The organism is Bacillus sp. NTK034 (assembly GCF_017303275.1).
GTDB lineage: Bacteria > Bacillota > Bacilli > Bacillales > Cytobacillaceae > Cytobacillus.
On sequence record NZ_JAFKOJ010000002.1, the window covers coordinates 592,302 to 607,821 of the forward strand.

Consider the following 15,520-nt stretch of genomic DNA (forward strand, 5'->3'; position numbering starts at 1 on the left):
CTCCTGTTTTTACAGGTGTCTTGACACCTATATTTACACAGATTTAGAATTATGACAAGAGGTTTTCATAGTTTAAGAGGAACTTCTGTGCTTTTCGAAGGTTTTATTTAAAAAGAGAGAGCAGGTGAGAACATGAAATATTTCGATTATGCAGCATCATGTCCGCTCGATCCGGAAGCGGCAGATGCCTATATAAAAGCCTCAGCTGAATACTTTGGCAACTCCCGCAGCCTTCATGATACCGGGAGCGCAGCAGAGGGTCTACTTGAAAATTGCCGGAGAGAATTGGCAGTAATTTTAGGAGTTGAGAGTGAAGGAATCTACTTTACCAGCGGAGGTACAGAAAGCAATTTACTCGCAATATTTGCCTTGCTGTCTGGCTCTGAAACATCGGGAAAACATATTATAGCGGGAATGGCTGAACACTCTTCTATTCATAGTGTTTTAGAGAAATTACGCCTTGAAAAAGGCTATGAAATTACTGAAATCCCTTTTGGAGCGGATGGGCGTATTGACCTAAAAAAATTAAGTTCGGCCATCAGGGATGATACCGTCTTAATTACCATACAGCATGGAAATCCCGAAATCGGCACATTGCAGCCTGTCCTTGAGATCAGTCAGCTTTGCAGGCAAAGACAAATATTGCTGCATAGTGATTGTGTCCATACTTTCGGCAAATCAGACTTAAAAGAAATTACCCGCTTTGTTGATAGCCTGTCCTTTTCTGCCCATAAATTTTACGGGCCAAAAGGGGTTGGAGGGGTTTACCTTAAACCCGGCAGGCGGTGGAGCTCCTTCTTACCAGGCGTATCCCATGAAAAAGGTTTCAGGCCAGGCACCGTGAACCTCCCGGGAATTGCAGGAATGACAGTGGCTGCTCAGAAAGCTTATGTAAATTTAAACAGACATAACAGCCATTTCAAAACAATGCGTGAAGCACTGCTGAAGGAGCTTGAGTCTTTACAGGAGAAATTTGTGTTATACGATTTTGCAGAATCTCACCAGCTTCCATCTACATTGGGGCTTCGGCTAAAAGGGGTAGAAGGGCAATATATCATGCTTGAATGCAACAGACACGGCTATGCCGTATCTACAGGAAGCGCATGCAGTACTGGCATGAAAACTGTTTCTAAAACGATGGAGGCCCTGGGGGTTCCAGAAAAAAAAGGCAAGGAATTTATCCGGATTTCCTTCGGGTGGAATACTGCTGTTGAGGATGCAAAGTCACTGGGGGAAAAGCTGGCAGAAATGGCCCGGGAACTCGTACCGCTCTAATCTTTTATCATCTGCCGTTTCTTATGTTAGAATGAGACATTATCGGATTATAAGGGTGAGGAAAAATGAAGGAACAAAAAAAGGTGCTCGGAGAGGAGCGGAGGAACTTTCTGCTTCAGCTTCTTAAAGAAAGCGGACAGCCCATTACAGGGGGCGACCTTGCAGCAAAAACAAATGTAAGCAGACAGGTGATTGTTGGGGATATCACCCTTCTAAAGGCAAGAAAAGAGCCAATCATTGCCACGAGCCAAGGTTATATGTATCTTCATCAGGCTTCTCCTGCAACAGCAGCCGAGCGGGTCATTGCCTGCCATCATGACCCTGCGAGGACTGAAGAAGAATTGAATCTGCTTGTCGATCATGGGGTTACAGTAAAAGATGTAAGAATTGAACATCCTGTTTATGGTGACTTAACTGCTTCGGTTATGGTATCAACCCGTCAGGAAGTCAAGCAATTCATGGATAAAATTAAAGCCACAAAAGCTTCCTTCTTATCAGAACTGACAGATGGCATTCATCTTCATACTCTTTCTGCAGCCTCAGAACGGAAGCTCGATGAAGCTGAGAAATTATTAAAGGAAGCTGGATTTCTTATTGACCAGGAATAGAGTTATTCTTTTTTATTTTCAAATAAGATAAGGATCCGGATATATTTTCACCGGATCCTTTTCTTTTTTTTAATCCTGAAGAACTTTGGTATTTTTATTGCGAAGCTGAAAATATGGATAGCTCCCCAAAACTTTAACGCTGCATCCCAATGCTTCCAATTCGGCAACTGCACCGGGGATAAGGACATCATCCTGCTTCATATCAACGTCAATGATAAAGAAATAATTTCCCAACCCTGTTTTCATCGGCCTTGATTCAATCTTAGTCAAATTGAGCTTCCTCCAGGCAAATGCCGAAAGTACTTGATGAAGTGCCCCTGACCGGTCAGCCGGCAGCGTCACCATAACTGTCGTCTTGTGCCCGGCAAACTCTTTGCGGTCTTCATTGATTGACAGCTCTTTATTGGATAAAACTATGAATTTGGTATGGTTAAAATCAAAATCATGGATATCCTCTTTTACGATCGCCAGTCCATACACTTCTGCCGCTAATTCATTAGCTATGGCGCCCGCCCGCAAGTCCGGATTTTCTCTTACATATTGAGCAGCTGCTGCAGTTGAAGTAGTGCTTTCACAAGGGATTCCTTTCAGCTCTTTATGCAGAAATTTATGGCATTGTGCAATAGCATGGGAATGGCTATAGACTGCATCAGTTTTATTCCATTCCTTAACATGATCTGGGTGGACCATAAAATGCTGGCGAATTGGAGCTGTCAGTTCCCCGATAATAGGAAAATCAACTTCGTGGATTAAATAGTCCAATGTAATATTCACTGAGCCTTCCAATGCGTTTTCAAGAGGAACTACCGCCAGCTCTATTTCATTCTCATTTAATGCATCAAAACAAGCAGGTATCGTTGGGTAGGCAACGGCTGTCTCATTCGGGAATAAACTCCTCGCAGCAATATCTGTAAAGGTGGCTTTCGGGCCCAAAAATCCTATCTTCACGGTAATTACCTCCTTTTTCGTCAGACTTATCTTAAATCACTGAAAATTATCTTTATACTTTACTACTTTAACATATGTATGTAATTTACAAAATAAAAAACTAAAAAAGGGCAGGGTACAAAGCGCATTTTCTCACGCACCCGTTCCCAGCACCTCTACTTTTTCTACAAATTCCAATTTTCGAAGCCTTGCCAAGAGCTCCTCAATCTCGATGCCCATTTCAGTTACATTCAGGGAAAGCGTGACATTTGCCCTTCCCTGAAGTGGAATGGTCTGGTGTATGGTTAGGACATTGCACCCCGATGAAGCTACAACGCCCAATAAATGTGATAAAGTCCCTGACCTGTCTTCCAAATGAAAGAATAAAGTGATCAGCCGCTCTTTAACAACAGTATGGAAAGGGAACACAGTGTCTCTATATTTATAAAAGGCACTTCTGCTCAAATCTACTTTTTGGACAGCATCCCAAACCGATTCGGCTTTTCCCCTTTCGATCATTTCCTTCGCATCCAATGTTTTCTTCATCGCTTCAGGCAAAACATCTTCGCGAACCAAATAAAATTTCTTATCGAATCTATCTTTTCTCATTTCTCCACCCCGTCAATCGAGAAGGTTAGTCAATAAACTCGAATTCATAATCAAGCAGCTTAACGGTATCACCGTCTTTTGCTCCTTTTTCACGAAGAGCATCATCCACACCCATTCCGCGCAGCTGTCTGGCAAACCTGCGTACAGATTCATCTCTTGAGAAATCAGTCATCTTAAAGAGCTTCTCAATAGCATCGCCTGATACGACGAACACTCCTGCAGGATCTCTAGTAATGACAAATTCGGTCTGTTCAGCCTCATGCTTGTAAAGAACGCGGTGCACACCAGTGTCTTCTTCTTCTTCATGTGACAGTGGAAATTCAGGTGTTTCTTCAAGCTTATCTGCAACGGCAAATAATAGGTCCCTTAACCCTTTTCTTGTTAAAGCTGATATTGGGAAAATCGGATAATCTTCTTCAATCTGTTCTTTAAATTTCTTAAGATTTTCCTCTGTATCAGGCATGTCCATTTTATTGGCCACAATGACTTGAGGCCTTTCAGTGAGTCGAAGGTTATACTCTTTTAATTCTTTATTGATGGTTAGATAGTCTTCAAAAGGATCCCTGCCTTCAACAGCAGCCATATCGATAACATGAACAATAACTCTTGTTCTCTCAATATGCCGTAAAAATTGATGTCCCAGGCCAACTCCCGAATGGGCACCCTCAATTAATCCAGGCAAGTCTGCCATGACAAAGCTGCGGCCGTCTTCAGTCTCAACCATTCCCAGATTGGGAACAATCGTCGTAAAATGGTATTCCGCAATCTTCGGTCTTGCTGATGATACAACCGACAGGAGCGTGGATTTACCGACGCTTGGGAAACCGACTAAACCAACATCAGCTAAAAGCTTGAGCTCCAGCACAACATCTCTTTCCTGGCCCGGTTCGCCATGTTCGGACAATTCTGGAGCAGGATTAGCCGGTGTGGCAAAGCGGGTATTCCCTCTGCCTCCGCGTCCTCCGCGGGCTATAACAGCTCTTTGCCCGTGCTCCGTCAAATCTGCGATTACTTCCCCTGACTCGGCATCTGATACAACTGTTCCCGGCGGCACCTTTACAATCATGTCTTTCGCATTTCTTCCATGCTGATTCTTAGACATGCCATGCTCACCGCGGGGAGCTTTAAAATGGCGCTGATAACGGAAATCCATTAACGTGCGCAATCCCTCATTCACTTCAAAAACAACATTGGCACCCTTACCGCCATCTCCGCCGGCAGGGCCTCCGTTCGGCACATATTTTTCACGGCGGAAAGCAACCATTCCGTTGCCCCCGTCTCCGCCTTTAACATAAACTTTGACTTGATCGACAAACATATATTATTCCTCCCGTCTGCAGTATGTCCCATTTGTCTGGCATTCAGCCAAATTACCGGCACTGACTGGATCCACTCTTACACTTAAGAAATGCTCCAGCCTGCAGAGTTTCACACTTAGTATTGCTTTCTTCAGCGGAAATCACTCTCTGCCATTCGCAATGAATGGCACAAATAACTCCAGTGCAAGCTCCTCTTCAGCTAATTCCTGAACAGAAGCGATTATGTCATCGTTCTTCTTTTTGAAGAACTGATCTAATTTATCGATATCTGTTAGTATTCCGCTAAAATCAAAAAAGAAACGAGCCCCTTCTTTTTCATGCCTGATGGATACAGATAAATGATTATCATGGTAAGGCTTTACTGATGAATCCAAAATGGCAAAAAAAGAGCCTGTCCACTCAGAAAGGACAAAATCATCCAATCTGCCGGGAATGGTATCATCGAGCACCTCATATTCAAGCTGAAAGTAGTGGTTCTCCCAATTATAAGTCAATAAAAGCGAAGCAAACGCAGGAAGGTTTAAATTAGAAAGTCTTGCTTCCTGCTGTGCTTCCACCACGATTTCATCTATGATTTCCTTAGCCCTGTCTACCTTGTTAAGGGAAAGGTTGCCTTTAATTAATTGTATTTTGTTCAGCCAGTCATGCCGGGCATGACGCAGCACTTCAATCATATTCCAGTCTTTATCCATATTTGCACTCCTGTATGGTTATTAGGCTGTCAGAAGACTGTGCTTGCTGTAAGTATATCAAAAAACATAAGTCCAGTAAGCAAATTTATGTTAAATAAGAAAATATTGCTTATGCGAAGAAGAGCTGCCTGTCTTCTGCAGCTATAAATTCATTAGATAAAATGTGAAGTGCACTGGCGGATTTTTTTGCCAAAAAAAGAAAACCCTAACCTTGTGGGCTAGGGTTTTCTCGAAAAGGCTTACGCCTCTTGAGCTGCAGGATATACGCTCACTTGCTTGCGGTCACGTCCAAGACGCTCGAACTTAACAACACCGTCAACTTTCGCGAATAGTGTGTCATCGCCGCCTTTACCCACGTTTACACCTGGGTAGATCTTAGTACCGCGCTGACGGTATAGGATTGAGCCGCCAGTTACGAATTGTCCGTCCGCACGCTTAGCGCCAAGACGCTTAGAGATTGAGTCACGGCCGTTCTTTGTAGAACCTACTCCCTTTTTAGAAGCGAACAACTGAAGATCTAATTTTAATAGCATTTATTCCACCTCCTGCTTTTTGAAGGTAATCTTTATATACTTTCCGTAGTCTTCTTCAATCGTCTGCAATGAAACAACCATGCCTTCAAGAAGAAGCTGCACTTTCTCATTCATATCATCCTGAAGATCAGGAAGGACACAGCGGAGAAAGCCATCACCGTGGCTGATTTCTGGTGTCACGCCGGTTAAGGCATGGACAGCATTAATGGCACCGATGGAAACGGCAGATACGCCTGCACAGACGATATCCTTGCCTCTGTTTGCGAAGAATGCATGACCGCTTATTTCAAACGAATGAATATTTCCGGAATCTTTACGAATAATCGTAACTTCAATCATCTGAATCGCCTGATTAAGCGTTGATTTTTTCAATCACAACTTTAGTATAAGGCTGACGATGACCTTGCTTTTTACGATAGTTTTTCTTTGCTTTGTACTTGAATACAGTGATTTTCTTTTGACGGCCTTGTTTTTCAACTTTAGCTGTAACAGTAGCACCTTCAACTACAGGGCTTCCTACTTTTACGCTGTCTCCGCCAACGAAAAGAACCTTTTCAAAAGTAACTGTTTCGCCTGCTTCAGCGTTAAGCTTTTCGATGTAGATAGCTTGACCTTCTTCTACACGTAATTGCTTACCGCCAGTTTCGATAATCGCGTACATGAACTGCACCTCCTCTTAGACTAAGACTCGCCATCCCAGGCGCCGACACGAAAAGCGGGCTTATGTACCTGTTCTGTGCGGTTGTAGCACGGGTGCGCTACAAACATAACATGAAAATCCTATCATATAATGATTAATCATGTCAATAAGAATTATATGATTCTCTTTGTTTGCACCTAAAATAACTTTTTTGCGTGCCTATACAATTATAATGCTAATGGTTTTATTAGGGAAGTGGGAAATACTGCACTAAAAAAGCAGGCGGGGGCAGTTAACCCAGCCTGCTTTGAACTAACCTAGCTCATTAGCACTGCCAAACTTTCTGATTTCATAAAATGGCTTGCAATTTTCCTTATAGGAAAACATGATCTTTAAGCCAATGCTGCCTTCAATTCGATTTTTATGGGTATTATTTTTCCCTGAGAAGACCGCTGCTGTGTCTTGAGTAGTTTCGATCAGGACAGCTTCATAGTCATTGCCGCGATGTTCCCACAGTTCTCTTTCGAGCTTGAAGGCAATGGTTTCAGCACTCAGCACTCTTCCGGTGCCTTCGCATACTTGACACCTTTCGGCAAGTGATTCTGAAATGGCCGGTTTTGTTTTTTTTCGGGTCATCTGGAGGATTCCAAGCGGGGTGAATCCAACGAGATTAGTGCGTCTTTCATCTTTTTTCAGCGCATTTTCCATGGTGGAGAGGATATGCCTCCGGTCCGATGCTTCTTTCATGTCGATAAAATCGATTAGGATCATGCCGCCAATATCGCGGAGCCTGATCTGTCTTGCAGCTTCTTCGGCCGCCCGCTCGTTCGTTTTTAACACAGTATCCCTTCGGTCCTGATTACCGGTGAACTTTCCGGTATTTACATCGATGACTGTTAAAGCTTCTGTTTCATCAAAAATAAGATAAGCTCCATTTTCAAGCCATACAATTCGTTTCAGCGCTTTATCAATTTCAGCTTCAACATTAAAAACGGAGAAGATATTTTCCTTGCCGGCGTGCAGCCGAATTGGGAGGCTGGTGTGTTTTTGGAGCACACTCTTCAATGTTAAATCGTCCACTGCGATTTCTCCGTCAGCCATTTTCTTCGCTTCTTCTTTAATTTCCTCAATAAAAGAATCCGCTTCGTACACTTTTCCCGGTTTTTTCTTTGCTTCTGCTGCCCTTAAAAGGTCCCTGTACTCCAGCCTTAGCCTTTCAAGCTCATCTATGAGGTCAATTTCTTTCTTGTTATCACAGGATGTTCTGAAAATCAGCCCTTCATTCTCTTCTTTAGCACGATAGCCAAATTGGCGCCAATTTTCCCTTGCTTCACTATCCTCAATTTTCTTGGATACAGCAACATAACGGCCATTTGGCATATATATCAGCGAATCTCCTGAAAACTCAATAAGACCTGACAATCTCGGTCCTTTGGTTCCGGCAGCGTCCTTTTCAACTTGAACAAGTATTCTTTCTCCCTGATGGACAAAAGAAGAGATGCTCCGTTTTTCCTTTACTTGCAGTTCTTCAGCAGAACAAACATAGGATGCCAGTTTGTCCCGATGAAGGAATCCGCTTTGATCTTCCCCTATCTCTACAAAAGCTGCATTCAATCCAGGCATTACTTTTGCAACGGTGCCCAAGTAAATATCCCCCACTGATGAACGCTGCTTCGGCTGATCGATAAATAGCTTCTCGACCCTCTTATCTTTTAAAAGCGCAAATCTGCGCTCTCTTGATGCATAATTGACAACTAACATATCCAAAACGATTTCCTCACTTTAAAACATTATTTATTCAGGTTATTAAAAACTTGCTCTTCAGTAAACATAAAGCAAATCGCCAATTTTAGCGGTCAGCACTTTTTCAGCAAAGCACGCATGCAGTAATTCATTTTCATCTAAAGCACCCTTCTCTTTCCCGTCCTTTTCAACTATGATTGGGTGTTTGCACCCTCGCTGAAATCTTTCCAGAACGTCAATAACCAATTCTTCTTCTCTGACAACGATTGGTTTTAATGTCCGGAAGTCGCTGTGTTTCCCGTAGTATCTCTCAAGGAGAAAACGGATAAATATGAATCGGCTCTGCTTCCATTCATGATATAGCGAAAACACCAAAAAAGCGAGGACTACCCATATATTCAGGTTTACTGGGGAAGTCAGCAAAGTTACTATTATGAAACTGGTTAGACCCGCAGCCGAAATGAAAAGTGTTTTTCTGTGCGCTTCCGGAAATGCCTGATTAAGAGAAAGCCATAAAAAAACTAGCTTTCCTCCATCCAACGGCCATACAGGGAGCAGATTAAAGATCAGTATCATTAAATTGAACTGAATAAACAGTTGTAATATATCAGCAGACACCCAAGAGAGCTCATAAAATAACAGCGCCGCCCCCATCATCCAAATATGCTGAAGCGGCCCTGCTATAATGACTACGATCTCCTCTTTCAGCGGCCGGTTTCCGTGTTCATCCATTTCCGCTACGCCTCCAAATGGCAAGAGGGCAATCTTTTTTATTCTCCAGGAATAAAGGGATGCTGCAGCGGCATGGCCCATTTCATGAACGAAGATAATCAGGAGCAGCATGCATAATTCCATAAAATGAGCAGTCGCGACAGATAGTCCGATTATGGCCCATAACAAAGGATGAATATGAATATGTTTTATTAATCCTGTTATTTTATTCAAATGGGATCACCTGGATCGGATCTATAAAATCATCATCTTTTTTAATCGCGAAATAAAAAGATCCTTTTTCTCCATCACCAGCGTCACCTGCCGTGCCTAAACCGGTTCCTTTTTCAACATATTGATATAAATTCACATTAATTTCAGCCAAATTGCCATACCAGGACTCACTTTTATCACCATGCTGAATAATCACCGTATTTCCGAAACCATCTTTCTTTCCAGCAAACCGCACGAGCCCTTCACTCATTGCTTCAATGGATGCTTCCTTACCTGTTTCGATTGTTATTCTCTGGCCATTATCATTAAAGTCTTCCAGGATTTTTGCAGATGCAGGCAATGCATACTCACTGTTTTCATCAACGTTCTTCTCATCTTTTTGGCCATCTGAAAATGGCAGCAGAGCCAGCGGTTTTCCGAATTGTTCTTCATACCAGCCGGAAACCGCGGCGAATTGAAAATCTTTCTCCATGGCTGCCTTTACAAAATCTCTTGCAGGATCAAATGTCGCAGCCTGATTTTTAAAAAGAATAGCAGCGAATAAAAAAACACAGGCAGAAGCAAGCAATTTGAAAAGAAATAGTTCCTTGCGAAATAAGGGGTGATTTCCCTCATCGAGTTTGCTCTCGTATGAAGGCAGCTTATTAAACCCATACCGCTCTTCATCTTCTGTCCAAAGAACAGTTGAGTCTCTCTTTTTTGAGAATCTTTCATTCTCCTTTTTTCTCCGCTCAATTCTCTTGCGTATTTCATCCGCTCTTGAATTCATAATATCCCCACCATTTCTATATAGCTCTATTTGTACAAGTTTATGAGTTGTCCAAATAGAGTATGACTTGAAGTGGGTGTCTGAGATAAAAAAATAAACCGGGGAAGGCTCCCCGGCTTTAGTTCTACAAATTTCAATTATTTAACACCAAAAAACTTTTTTAGCTTTGAAAAGACACCTTTATTCTCCTCTTCAAGGGGCTGAAGCGGTACAGCTTCACCAAGTATGCGGCGGGCGATATTACGGTAAGCAACAGAAGCTTTGCTGTTAGGATTTAAAGCAATAGGCTCACCATGATTGGATGCCTTGATCACTTCATCATCATCAGCCACAATTCCAATTAAATCAATCGACAAATGTGCGGTTATTTCATCGACATCGAGCATGTCGCCATTTTTCATCATATGGCTTCTAATTCTATTTATTATCAGTTTTGGAGCCTCTACATTTTCCTCTTTTTCAAGCAAGCCGATAATCCGGTCAGCATCACGTACGGCTGAAACTTCAGGAGTGGTAACAACAATTGCTTTATCTGCACCGGCAACAGCATTTTTGTACCCCTGCTCAATTCCGGCAGGGCAATCTATGACAATATAGTCATAATCCTGCTTTAATTCATCAACCAGTTTTTTCATCTGTTCTGGTGTAACAGCCGTCTTGTCACTTGTTTGAGCAGCGGGAAGCAAATACAGCAAATCCTCAAACCGCTTATCTTTAACCACAGCCTGATGAATTTTGCACCGGCCTTCAACTACATCGACCAGATCATAAATAATGCGATTTTCCAGTCCCATCACCACATCAAGATTTCGAAGGCCAATGTCTGTATCCACCAGGCACACTCTTTTCCCCTGAAGGGCCAAAGCAGTACCTACATTTGCGGATGTAGTCGTTTTTCCGACCCCGCCTTTTCCGGACGTAATGACAATCGCTTCTCCCATCCTAGCTTCCCCCTTGCAATCTAGTTATATTCGGTCTCAGATGCATTAATACTTGTAATCTATCTACGGTTATTTGATCGTTTTCATCTATGTAAGCACATTCCATTTCTCTTTTTTCGTCATCCTGATCCTTGTCAGGTGCCCGGTTAATACAATGGCTGATCCTTAATTGGGATGGTTTCATAAGCGAAGCAACTATAACGGCTTCCTTATTCCCATGGCATCCGGCATGGGCTATGCCTTTTAGCGCCCCCATTATAAAGATGTTTCCTCCTGCCATGACAGTGCCCCCGGGATTTACATCTCCGATAAGAAGCAGGTCTCCCGCCACTTCGAGAACCTGCCCGGAACGAATCACCTTTGCAACAGAAACAATTTCGTTTTCTTCCTTCTGTTTTTCAGCTTCTTCTTTGGTAATGACATTGGAGCTTATAGACTCAACAATCAGGTTTTTCTTTTGCCTGATTAACTCCTTCAACTCTTCCTGCTGTACTTCTGTGAGATAACGGTTCCCTACTTGTACCCTCACTGAAAGAAGCCGGTCTTCAACCGATCTGGAGTTTTCTGAAAGCTTTCTATCAAGTTCTTTCTTCAGCTCTCCATATGAACAGGAATCATCGAGATGCAATGTCAGACCATCTTTCGTCCCTTTTATTGTAACGTTTTGGTTTTTTTTCATTTCAAGATGTTCACCTCAATGATAAGAAACACATAAGTGCTGCTGGCACTCTATTTTAAAGCAGTCCATGAACTGCTATTTTTTCAAATAGCCGCAAGGCCATTCTTTTTAAACAAATTATGTCAATTATCCCTATCCAATTTGCCCATAAAGGTAGGATTCGACAGAAACCTTCTAAATTCCTTTTTTACTAAAAATTATTCATTTAAAAGAAACCGGATTAATCCGGTTTCTTTTAAATGAATTGTGAAATTATATCACTTCAAACGATTAGTCGTTTAAGCTATCTGCAAATTTTTCAGAAAGTCTTTTAAAAGGATAAACAGCTAAAACAATGAAAATGGCATTTAATATCAACGTTGGCACGAGACGGGAAGAAAGAAAGGCTGCAAAGACCATATCAGTATGGTGAATTAATAAGTTCATCTGGTAGACACCGGCCTCAAGGAGGGTGATGCCTAAGAGCACAATGATGGAAGCCATAGCCATATTCGTCTGAAGAATTTTCATTAGTTTGGTTGTAATAAAAGCTATGACTGGAAATAGAAACAGGTAAATGCCGATAATTTCCACATACACAATGTCAAAAAGCAAGCCGAATAATAAGCCGTAAAGAATTCCGTGTTTTTTTGAGCCAAAAATGGTCAAAAAAAGCAATCCGGCCATCAGGAAACGGGGAACTGCTATTTTTCCGCTGCCTAACAAATCATGCGGAGTTAATTGAACAAATATGCTTTCACCGATAAATAAGGCCAGGAGTATGAGTGGAAGAAGGAATCTTCTCACAGTTCCTCCTCCTTCTCATCAACCATTTCCATTAGTTCAGGCTGCAAAGCACCTCTTTTAACGACCATTACATGTCCAATATCGTAGAAATCTGCCCCCGGCTTAACATAGGCGGTCTGGGTAAGTCCAAATTCATCAGGAACAACATCAACAACCTTACCAATCGGCAGGCTCTCAGGAAAAACGCCGCCTAGACCTGATGTAATAACGTTTTGATCCTTTTTAACCTTTGCATCATAAGGAATTCGCTTAAGCAAAAGAAGACCTTTTTCCTTATCATAGCCTTCAATCAGACCGAAAAAGTTATTTTCGCCTGCCTGAATTTTTGCAGAGATGCGATTTGTCGGGTCCATCGAACTAAGAAGCTGAACTGTTGAAGTAAAGGTATTGCTGCTTTTCACTTTGCCGATCAGGCCTTTAGACGTAATGACAGCCATGTTCGGTTCAATGCCAGCATTTTTCCCTTTATTAATGATTAGCAATTCATGCCATCTGTCGGGATTTCTTCCTATAACAGTTGCCTGCTTTGGCTCAAATTCACTTAAAGAGTCTTTCTTATCCAGAATCTCACGAAGTTCTGTATTATCTTTTTTCAGCCGCTGAACTTCAGACTCAAGGCGTGCAAGTTCATCCAGTCTTGTCTTCAAATCTTTATTTTCTTTGTATGTATTTTGCAAGTCTTCGACATTTTCAAAGAATCCTGCCACATAATTCACAGGGCTGGAAACAGCATTTTGTATAAACCCGGTAGTATCTTTTAAAAATTGTTCAGGCCAGGTCAAATTTTCTCTATCTTTTAAAGAAAATCCAATCAATGCCACGAGAATAATAATGCTGACAAGCAAAATAATCAGGCGTTTGTTCAAAAAGAACTGTGGCATCCGTTACACCTCGATTAGTAGTATTTCAGAAAAAATTGCGCCATTCAGGCACTGCTCAACAAAATATAACATATATCTGCGAAATTATCATTTAACTTAGAAAAGCGGAAGCGCCTTGCCCACCCCCGACACCTCGAGGGGGTAGGCGCTTCCGCTATACAGTTCTCGTAGTTGAAAATTATATGCTTTCTTATTTTATAAGCCAAATTTGAGCCCATGCACTTTTTATGAAGTGAATGGGCTTTATCATTTTCTTATTCAGGCTTATATTTATCTGGATTCTTTAGCTTTCGTTTTGAATAAATCGATATGGTCAAGAGCTTTTCCCGTACCGATGGCGACACAGTCCAATGGGTTTTCAGCAATAAGGACAGGCATTTTCGTTTCTTCGCTGATTACCTTGTCCAGGTTGCGGAGAAGCGCTCCCCCGCCAGTAAGGACAATACCTCTATCCATAATATCTGCCGCCAGTTCAGGAGGAGTTTTTTCAAGAGTATTTTTTACTGCATCCACAATTGCATAAACTGTGTCATTCAACGCTTTTGAAATTTCTTCAGCAGTAATTTCAATAGTTTTTGGCAGGCCTGTCAGCAGATCGCGTCCGCGAATTTCCATGTTTTCGACGCCTTCCGGATCTCCAGCAGAACCCACTTCCACCTTAATTGTCTCTGCTGTACGGTCACCAATCATTAAGTTGTAATTTTTGCGGATATAATTAATGATCGCATCATCCATTTCATCACCGGCAATGCGGATGGATTGGCTAGTAACAATTCCGCCCAGGGAAATGATGGCTACTTCAGTAGTACCTCCCCCGATATCGACCACCATGCTTCCTGTCGGTTCCCACACAGGAAGATTAGCCCCGATTGCAGCGGCAAACGGCTCTTCGATGGTATAAGCATCGCGTGCCCCTGCCTGGCGGGTTGCATCGACAACTGCACGTTCTTCAACAGCTGTAATACCGGATGGCACACAAACCATTACATATGGCTTGCCTGAAAAGAAGCCCTTATTTTTATTGGCTTGTTTAATATAATATTTCATCATGACTGCGGTTGTTTCATAATCCGCAATTACGCCATCCTTCATTGGACGGAGCGCAACAATATTACCTGGTGTACGGCCGATCATATTTTTCGCGTCATTGCCGACAGCTACAATATTTTTCGTATCAGTCTGCAGTGCTACTACTGACGGCTCTCTGACAACGATTCCTTTTCCTTTCACATAAACAAGTGTATTAGCTGTTCCTAAATCTATTCCAAGGTCTCTAGTACCGATTCCAAACATAAATGGTATCTCCCTTTCTGATACAAATTGCTCATTTTCCTAAGTAAGGTATTTTAATGGAATTTTCTTTAATTTTTCTAGTACAATGAGCCTCCAAAAAGCAAGGCATCTCAAAAATCATAACCAATATTATAGCGCAACGTCAAATAAAAACATAGTGTTATAAATACCCTTTTTCCTTTAAACTGACAAATTTATTTTCACCGATGATCAGATGGTCCAGCACATCGATGCCGATTATTTTTCCGGACTCTGCAAGTCTCCTGGTTACTTCAATATCTTCCCGGCTTGGAGTCGGATCACCGCTCGGATGATTATGAATGCAGATAATGGACGCAGCCGATCTGCGAAATGCCTCTTTAAAGACCTCCCTTGGATGAACAATGGAAGCATTCAGGCTTCCAATAAAGATGGTCTGCTTATGAAGCACCTGATTTTTTGTATTTAAATAAAGGCATACAAAATGTTCCTGAGACAGGAATCGCATATCATGCATAACATAATTTGCTCCATCCTCAGGAGAACGGATAATATATCTGTCTTCATATGTGAGATTTGAAATCCTCCGGCCGATTTCAACTGCTGCCAGCAGCTGAATTGCCTTTGCCGATCCTATGCCTTTAATGGACGTTATTTCATCCAGGGATGCATCCTTTAATAGCCGGAGTCCTTCAAAATGGGTAAGAAGCCTGTTCGCTAATTGCAGAACAGATTCATCTTTCGTGCCTGTCCTGAGTAGTATCGCTATCAGTTCGTGATTGGATAAGCTCTGCGGACCATTTTGGACAAAGCGCTCACGAGGGCGTTCATCTTGAGGGAAATCTTTAATCAATAGAGTTTCCGTTTGCATATTTTCCTCCCTAAACTCTGGGGTCAGGGA

Annotated in this window: 18 protein-coding genes and 1 other annotated feature; of the genes, 2 read left to right on the plus strand and 16 right to left on the minus strand. The window is 42.1% G+C overall.

Features of this window, described 5'->3' with window-relative positions:
• The first annotated feature begins 132 nt into the window (after nucleotides 1-132).
• Nucleotides 133-1,275: an IscS subfamily cysteine desulfurase gene (locus JI665_RS09305; RefSeq protein ID WP_206838923.1), complete on the plus strand. Its 1,143-nt coding sequence runs from the start codon at nucleotides 133-135 to the stop codon at nucleotides 1,273-1,275.
• 65 nt (nucleotides 1,276-1,340) lie between these two features.
• Nucleotides 1,341-1,883, plus strand: a complete 543-nt coding sequence (locus JI665_RS09310; RefSeq protein ID WP_206838924.1) for a transcription repressor NadR — start codon at nucleotides 1,341-1,343, stop codon at nucleotides 1,881-1,883.
• A 69-nt stretch (nucleotides 1,884-1,952) separates the two neighbouring features.
• Here the strand turns inward: JI665_RS09310 and pheA are convergent, their stop codons facing one another.
• From pheA to radC, 16 genes are all read right to left on the minus strand, one after another.
• Nucleotides 1,953-2,831, minus strand: coding sequence for a prephenate dehydratase (gene pheA / locus JI665_RS09315; RefSeq protein ID WP_206838925.1), 879 nt, complete (start codon nucleotides 2,829-2,831; stop codon nucleotides 1,953-1,955).
• Nucleotides 2,832-2,963: 132 nt separating this feature from the next.
• Nucleotides 2,964-3,419: an ACT domain-containing protein gene (locus JI665_RS09320; RefSeq protein WP_053434259.1), complete on the minus strand. Its 456-nt coding sequence runs from the start codon at nucleotides 3,417-3,419 to the stop codon at nucleotides 2,964-2,966.
• Nucleotides 3,420-3,444: 25 nt separating this feature from the next.
• The gene (gene obgE, locus JI665_RS09325) at nucleotides 3,445-4,737 is read right to left on the minus strand and encodes a GTPase ObgE (RefSeq protein WP_206838926.1); all 1,293 of its coding nucleotides are present in this window, start codon (nucleotides 4,735-4,737) and stop codon (nucleotides 3,445-3,447) included.
• Nucleotides 4,738-4,878: 141 nt separating this feature from the next.
• Nucleotides 4,879-5,430, minus strand: a complete 552-nt coding sequence (locus tag JI665_RS09330) for a sporulation initiation phosphotransferase B (protein ID WP_206838927.1) — start codon at nucleotides 5,428-5,430, stop codon at nucleotides 4,879-4,881.
• Nucleotides 5,431-5,669: 239 nt separating this feature from the next.
• The gene (gene rpmA / locus JI665_RS09335) at nucleotides 5,670-5,963 is read right to left on the minus strand and encodes a 50S ribosomal protein L27 (RefSeq protein ID WP_009333115.1); all 294 of its coding nucleotides are present in this window, start codon (nucleotides 5,961-5,963) and stop codon (nucleotides 5,670-5,672) included.
• On the minus strand, nucleotides 5,964-6,302 hold the full coding sequence (locus tag JI665_RS09340; RefSeq protein ID WP_206838928.1) for a ribosomal-processing cysteine protease Prp: 339 nt from the start codon (nucleotides 6,300-6,302) through the stop codon (nucleotides 5,964-5,966).
• Nucleotides 6,303-6,315: 13 nt separating this feature from the next.
• Nucleotides 6,316-6,624: a 50S ribosomal protein L21 gene (rplU, locus tag JI665_RS09345; protein WP_035331309.1), complete on the minus strand. Its 309-nt coding sequence runs from the start codon at nucleotides 6,622-6,624 to the stop codon at nucleotides 6,316-6,318.
• A gap of 13 nt (nucleotides 6,625-6,637) precedes the next feature.
• Nucleotides 6,638-6,717, minus strand: a sequence feature (ribosomal protein L21 leader region).
• Nucleotides 6,718-6,915: 198 nt separating this feature from the next.
• Nucleotides 6,916-8,364, minus strand: a complete 1,449-nt coding sequence (locus tag JI665_RS09350) for an Rne/Rng family ribonuclease (RefSeq protein WP_206839311.1) — start codon at nucleotides 8,362-8,364, stop codon at nucleotides 6,916-6,918.
• Between the two features lie 60 nt (nucleotides 8,365-8,424).
• Nucleotides 8,425-9,291, minus strand: a complete 867-nt coding sequence (locus JI665_RS09355) for a M50 family metallopeptidase (RefSeq protein WP_206838929.1) — start codon at nucleotides 9,289-9,291, stop codon at nucleotides 8,425-8,427.
• Nucleotides 9,284-10,060: a M23 family metallopeptidase gene (locus JI665_RS09360; protein ID WP_206838930.1), complete on the minus strand. Its 777-nt coding sequence runs from the start codon at nucleotides 10,058-10,060 to the stop codon at nucleotides 9,284-9,286. Before JI665_RS09360 ends, JI665_RS09355 begins: the two co-directional genes overlap by 8 nt.
• Before the next feature lie 137 nt (nucleotides 10,061-10,197).
• Nucleotides 10,198-11,001, minus strand: coding sequence for a septum site-determining protein MinD (gene minD, locus JI665_RS09365; protein WP_206838931.1), 804 nt, complete (start codon nucleotides 10,999-11,001; stop codon nucleotides 10,198-10,200).
• A 1-nt stretch (nucleotide 11,002) separates the two neighbouring features.
• Entirely contained in the window at nucleotides 11,003-11,680 is a 678-nt protein-coding gene (minC, locus tag JI665_RS09370; protein WP_206838933.1) for a septum site-determining protein MinC, read from the minus strand.
• A gap of 270 nt (nucleotides 11,681-11,950) precedes the next feature.
• Entirely contained in the window at nucleotides 11,951-12,466 is a 516-nt protein-coding gene (mreD, locus tag JI665_RS09375; RefSeq protein ID WP_206838935.1) for a rod shape-determining protein MreD, read from the minus strand.
• Nucleotides 12,463-13,347: a rod shape-determining protein MreC gene (gene mreC, locus JI665_RS09380; RefSeq protein WP_206838938.1), complete on the minus strand. Its 885-nt coding sequence runs from the start codon at nucleotides 13,345-13,347 to the stop codon at nucleotides 12,463-12,465. The genes mreD and mreC overlap by 4 nt, the downstream gene beginning before the upstream one ends.
• A 270-nt stretch (nucleotides 13,348-13,617) precedes the next feature.
• The gene (locus tag JI665_RS09385) at nucleotides 13,618-14,640 is read right to left on the minus strand and encodes a rod shape-determining protein (RefSeq protein WP_035331317.1); all 1,023 of its coding nucleotides are present in this window, start codon (nucleotides 14,638-14,640) and stop codon (nucleotides 13,618-13,620) included.
• A 160-nt stretch (nucleotides 14,641-14,800) separates the two neighbouring features.
• Nucleotides 14,801-15,490, minus strand: a complete 690-nt coding sequence (gene radC / locus JI665_RS09390; protein WP_206838940.1) for a RadC family protein — start codon at nucleotides 15,488-15,490, stop codon at nucleotides 14,801-14,803.
• Nucleotides 15,491-15,520 lie beyond the last annotated feature (30 nt).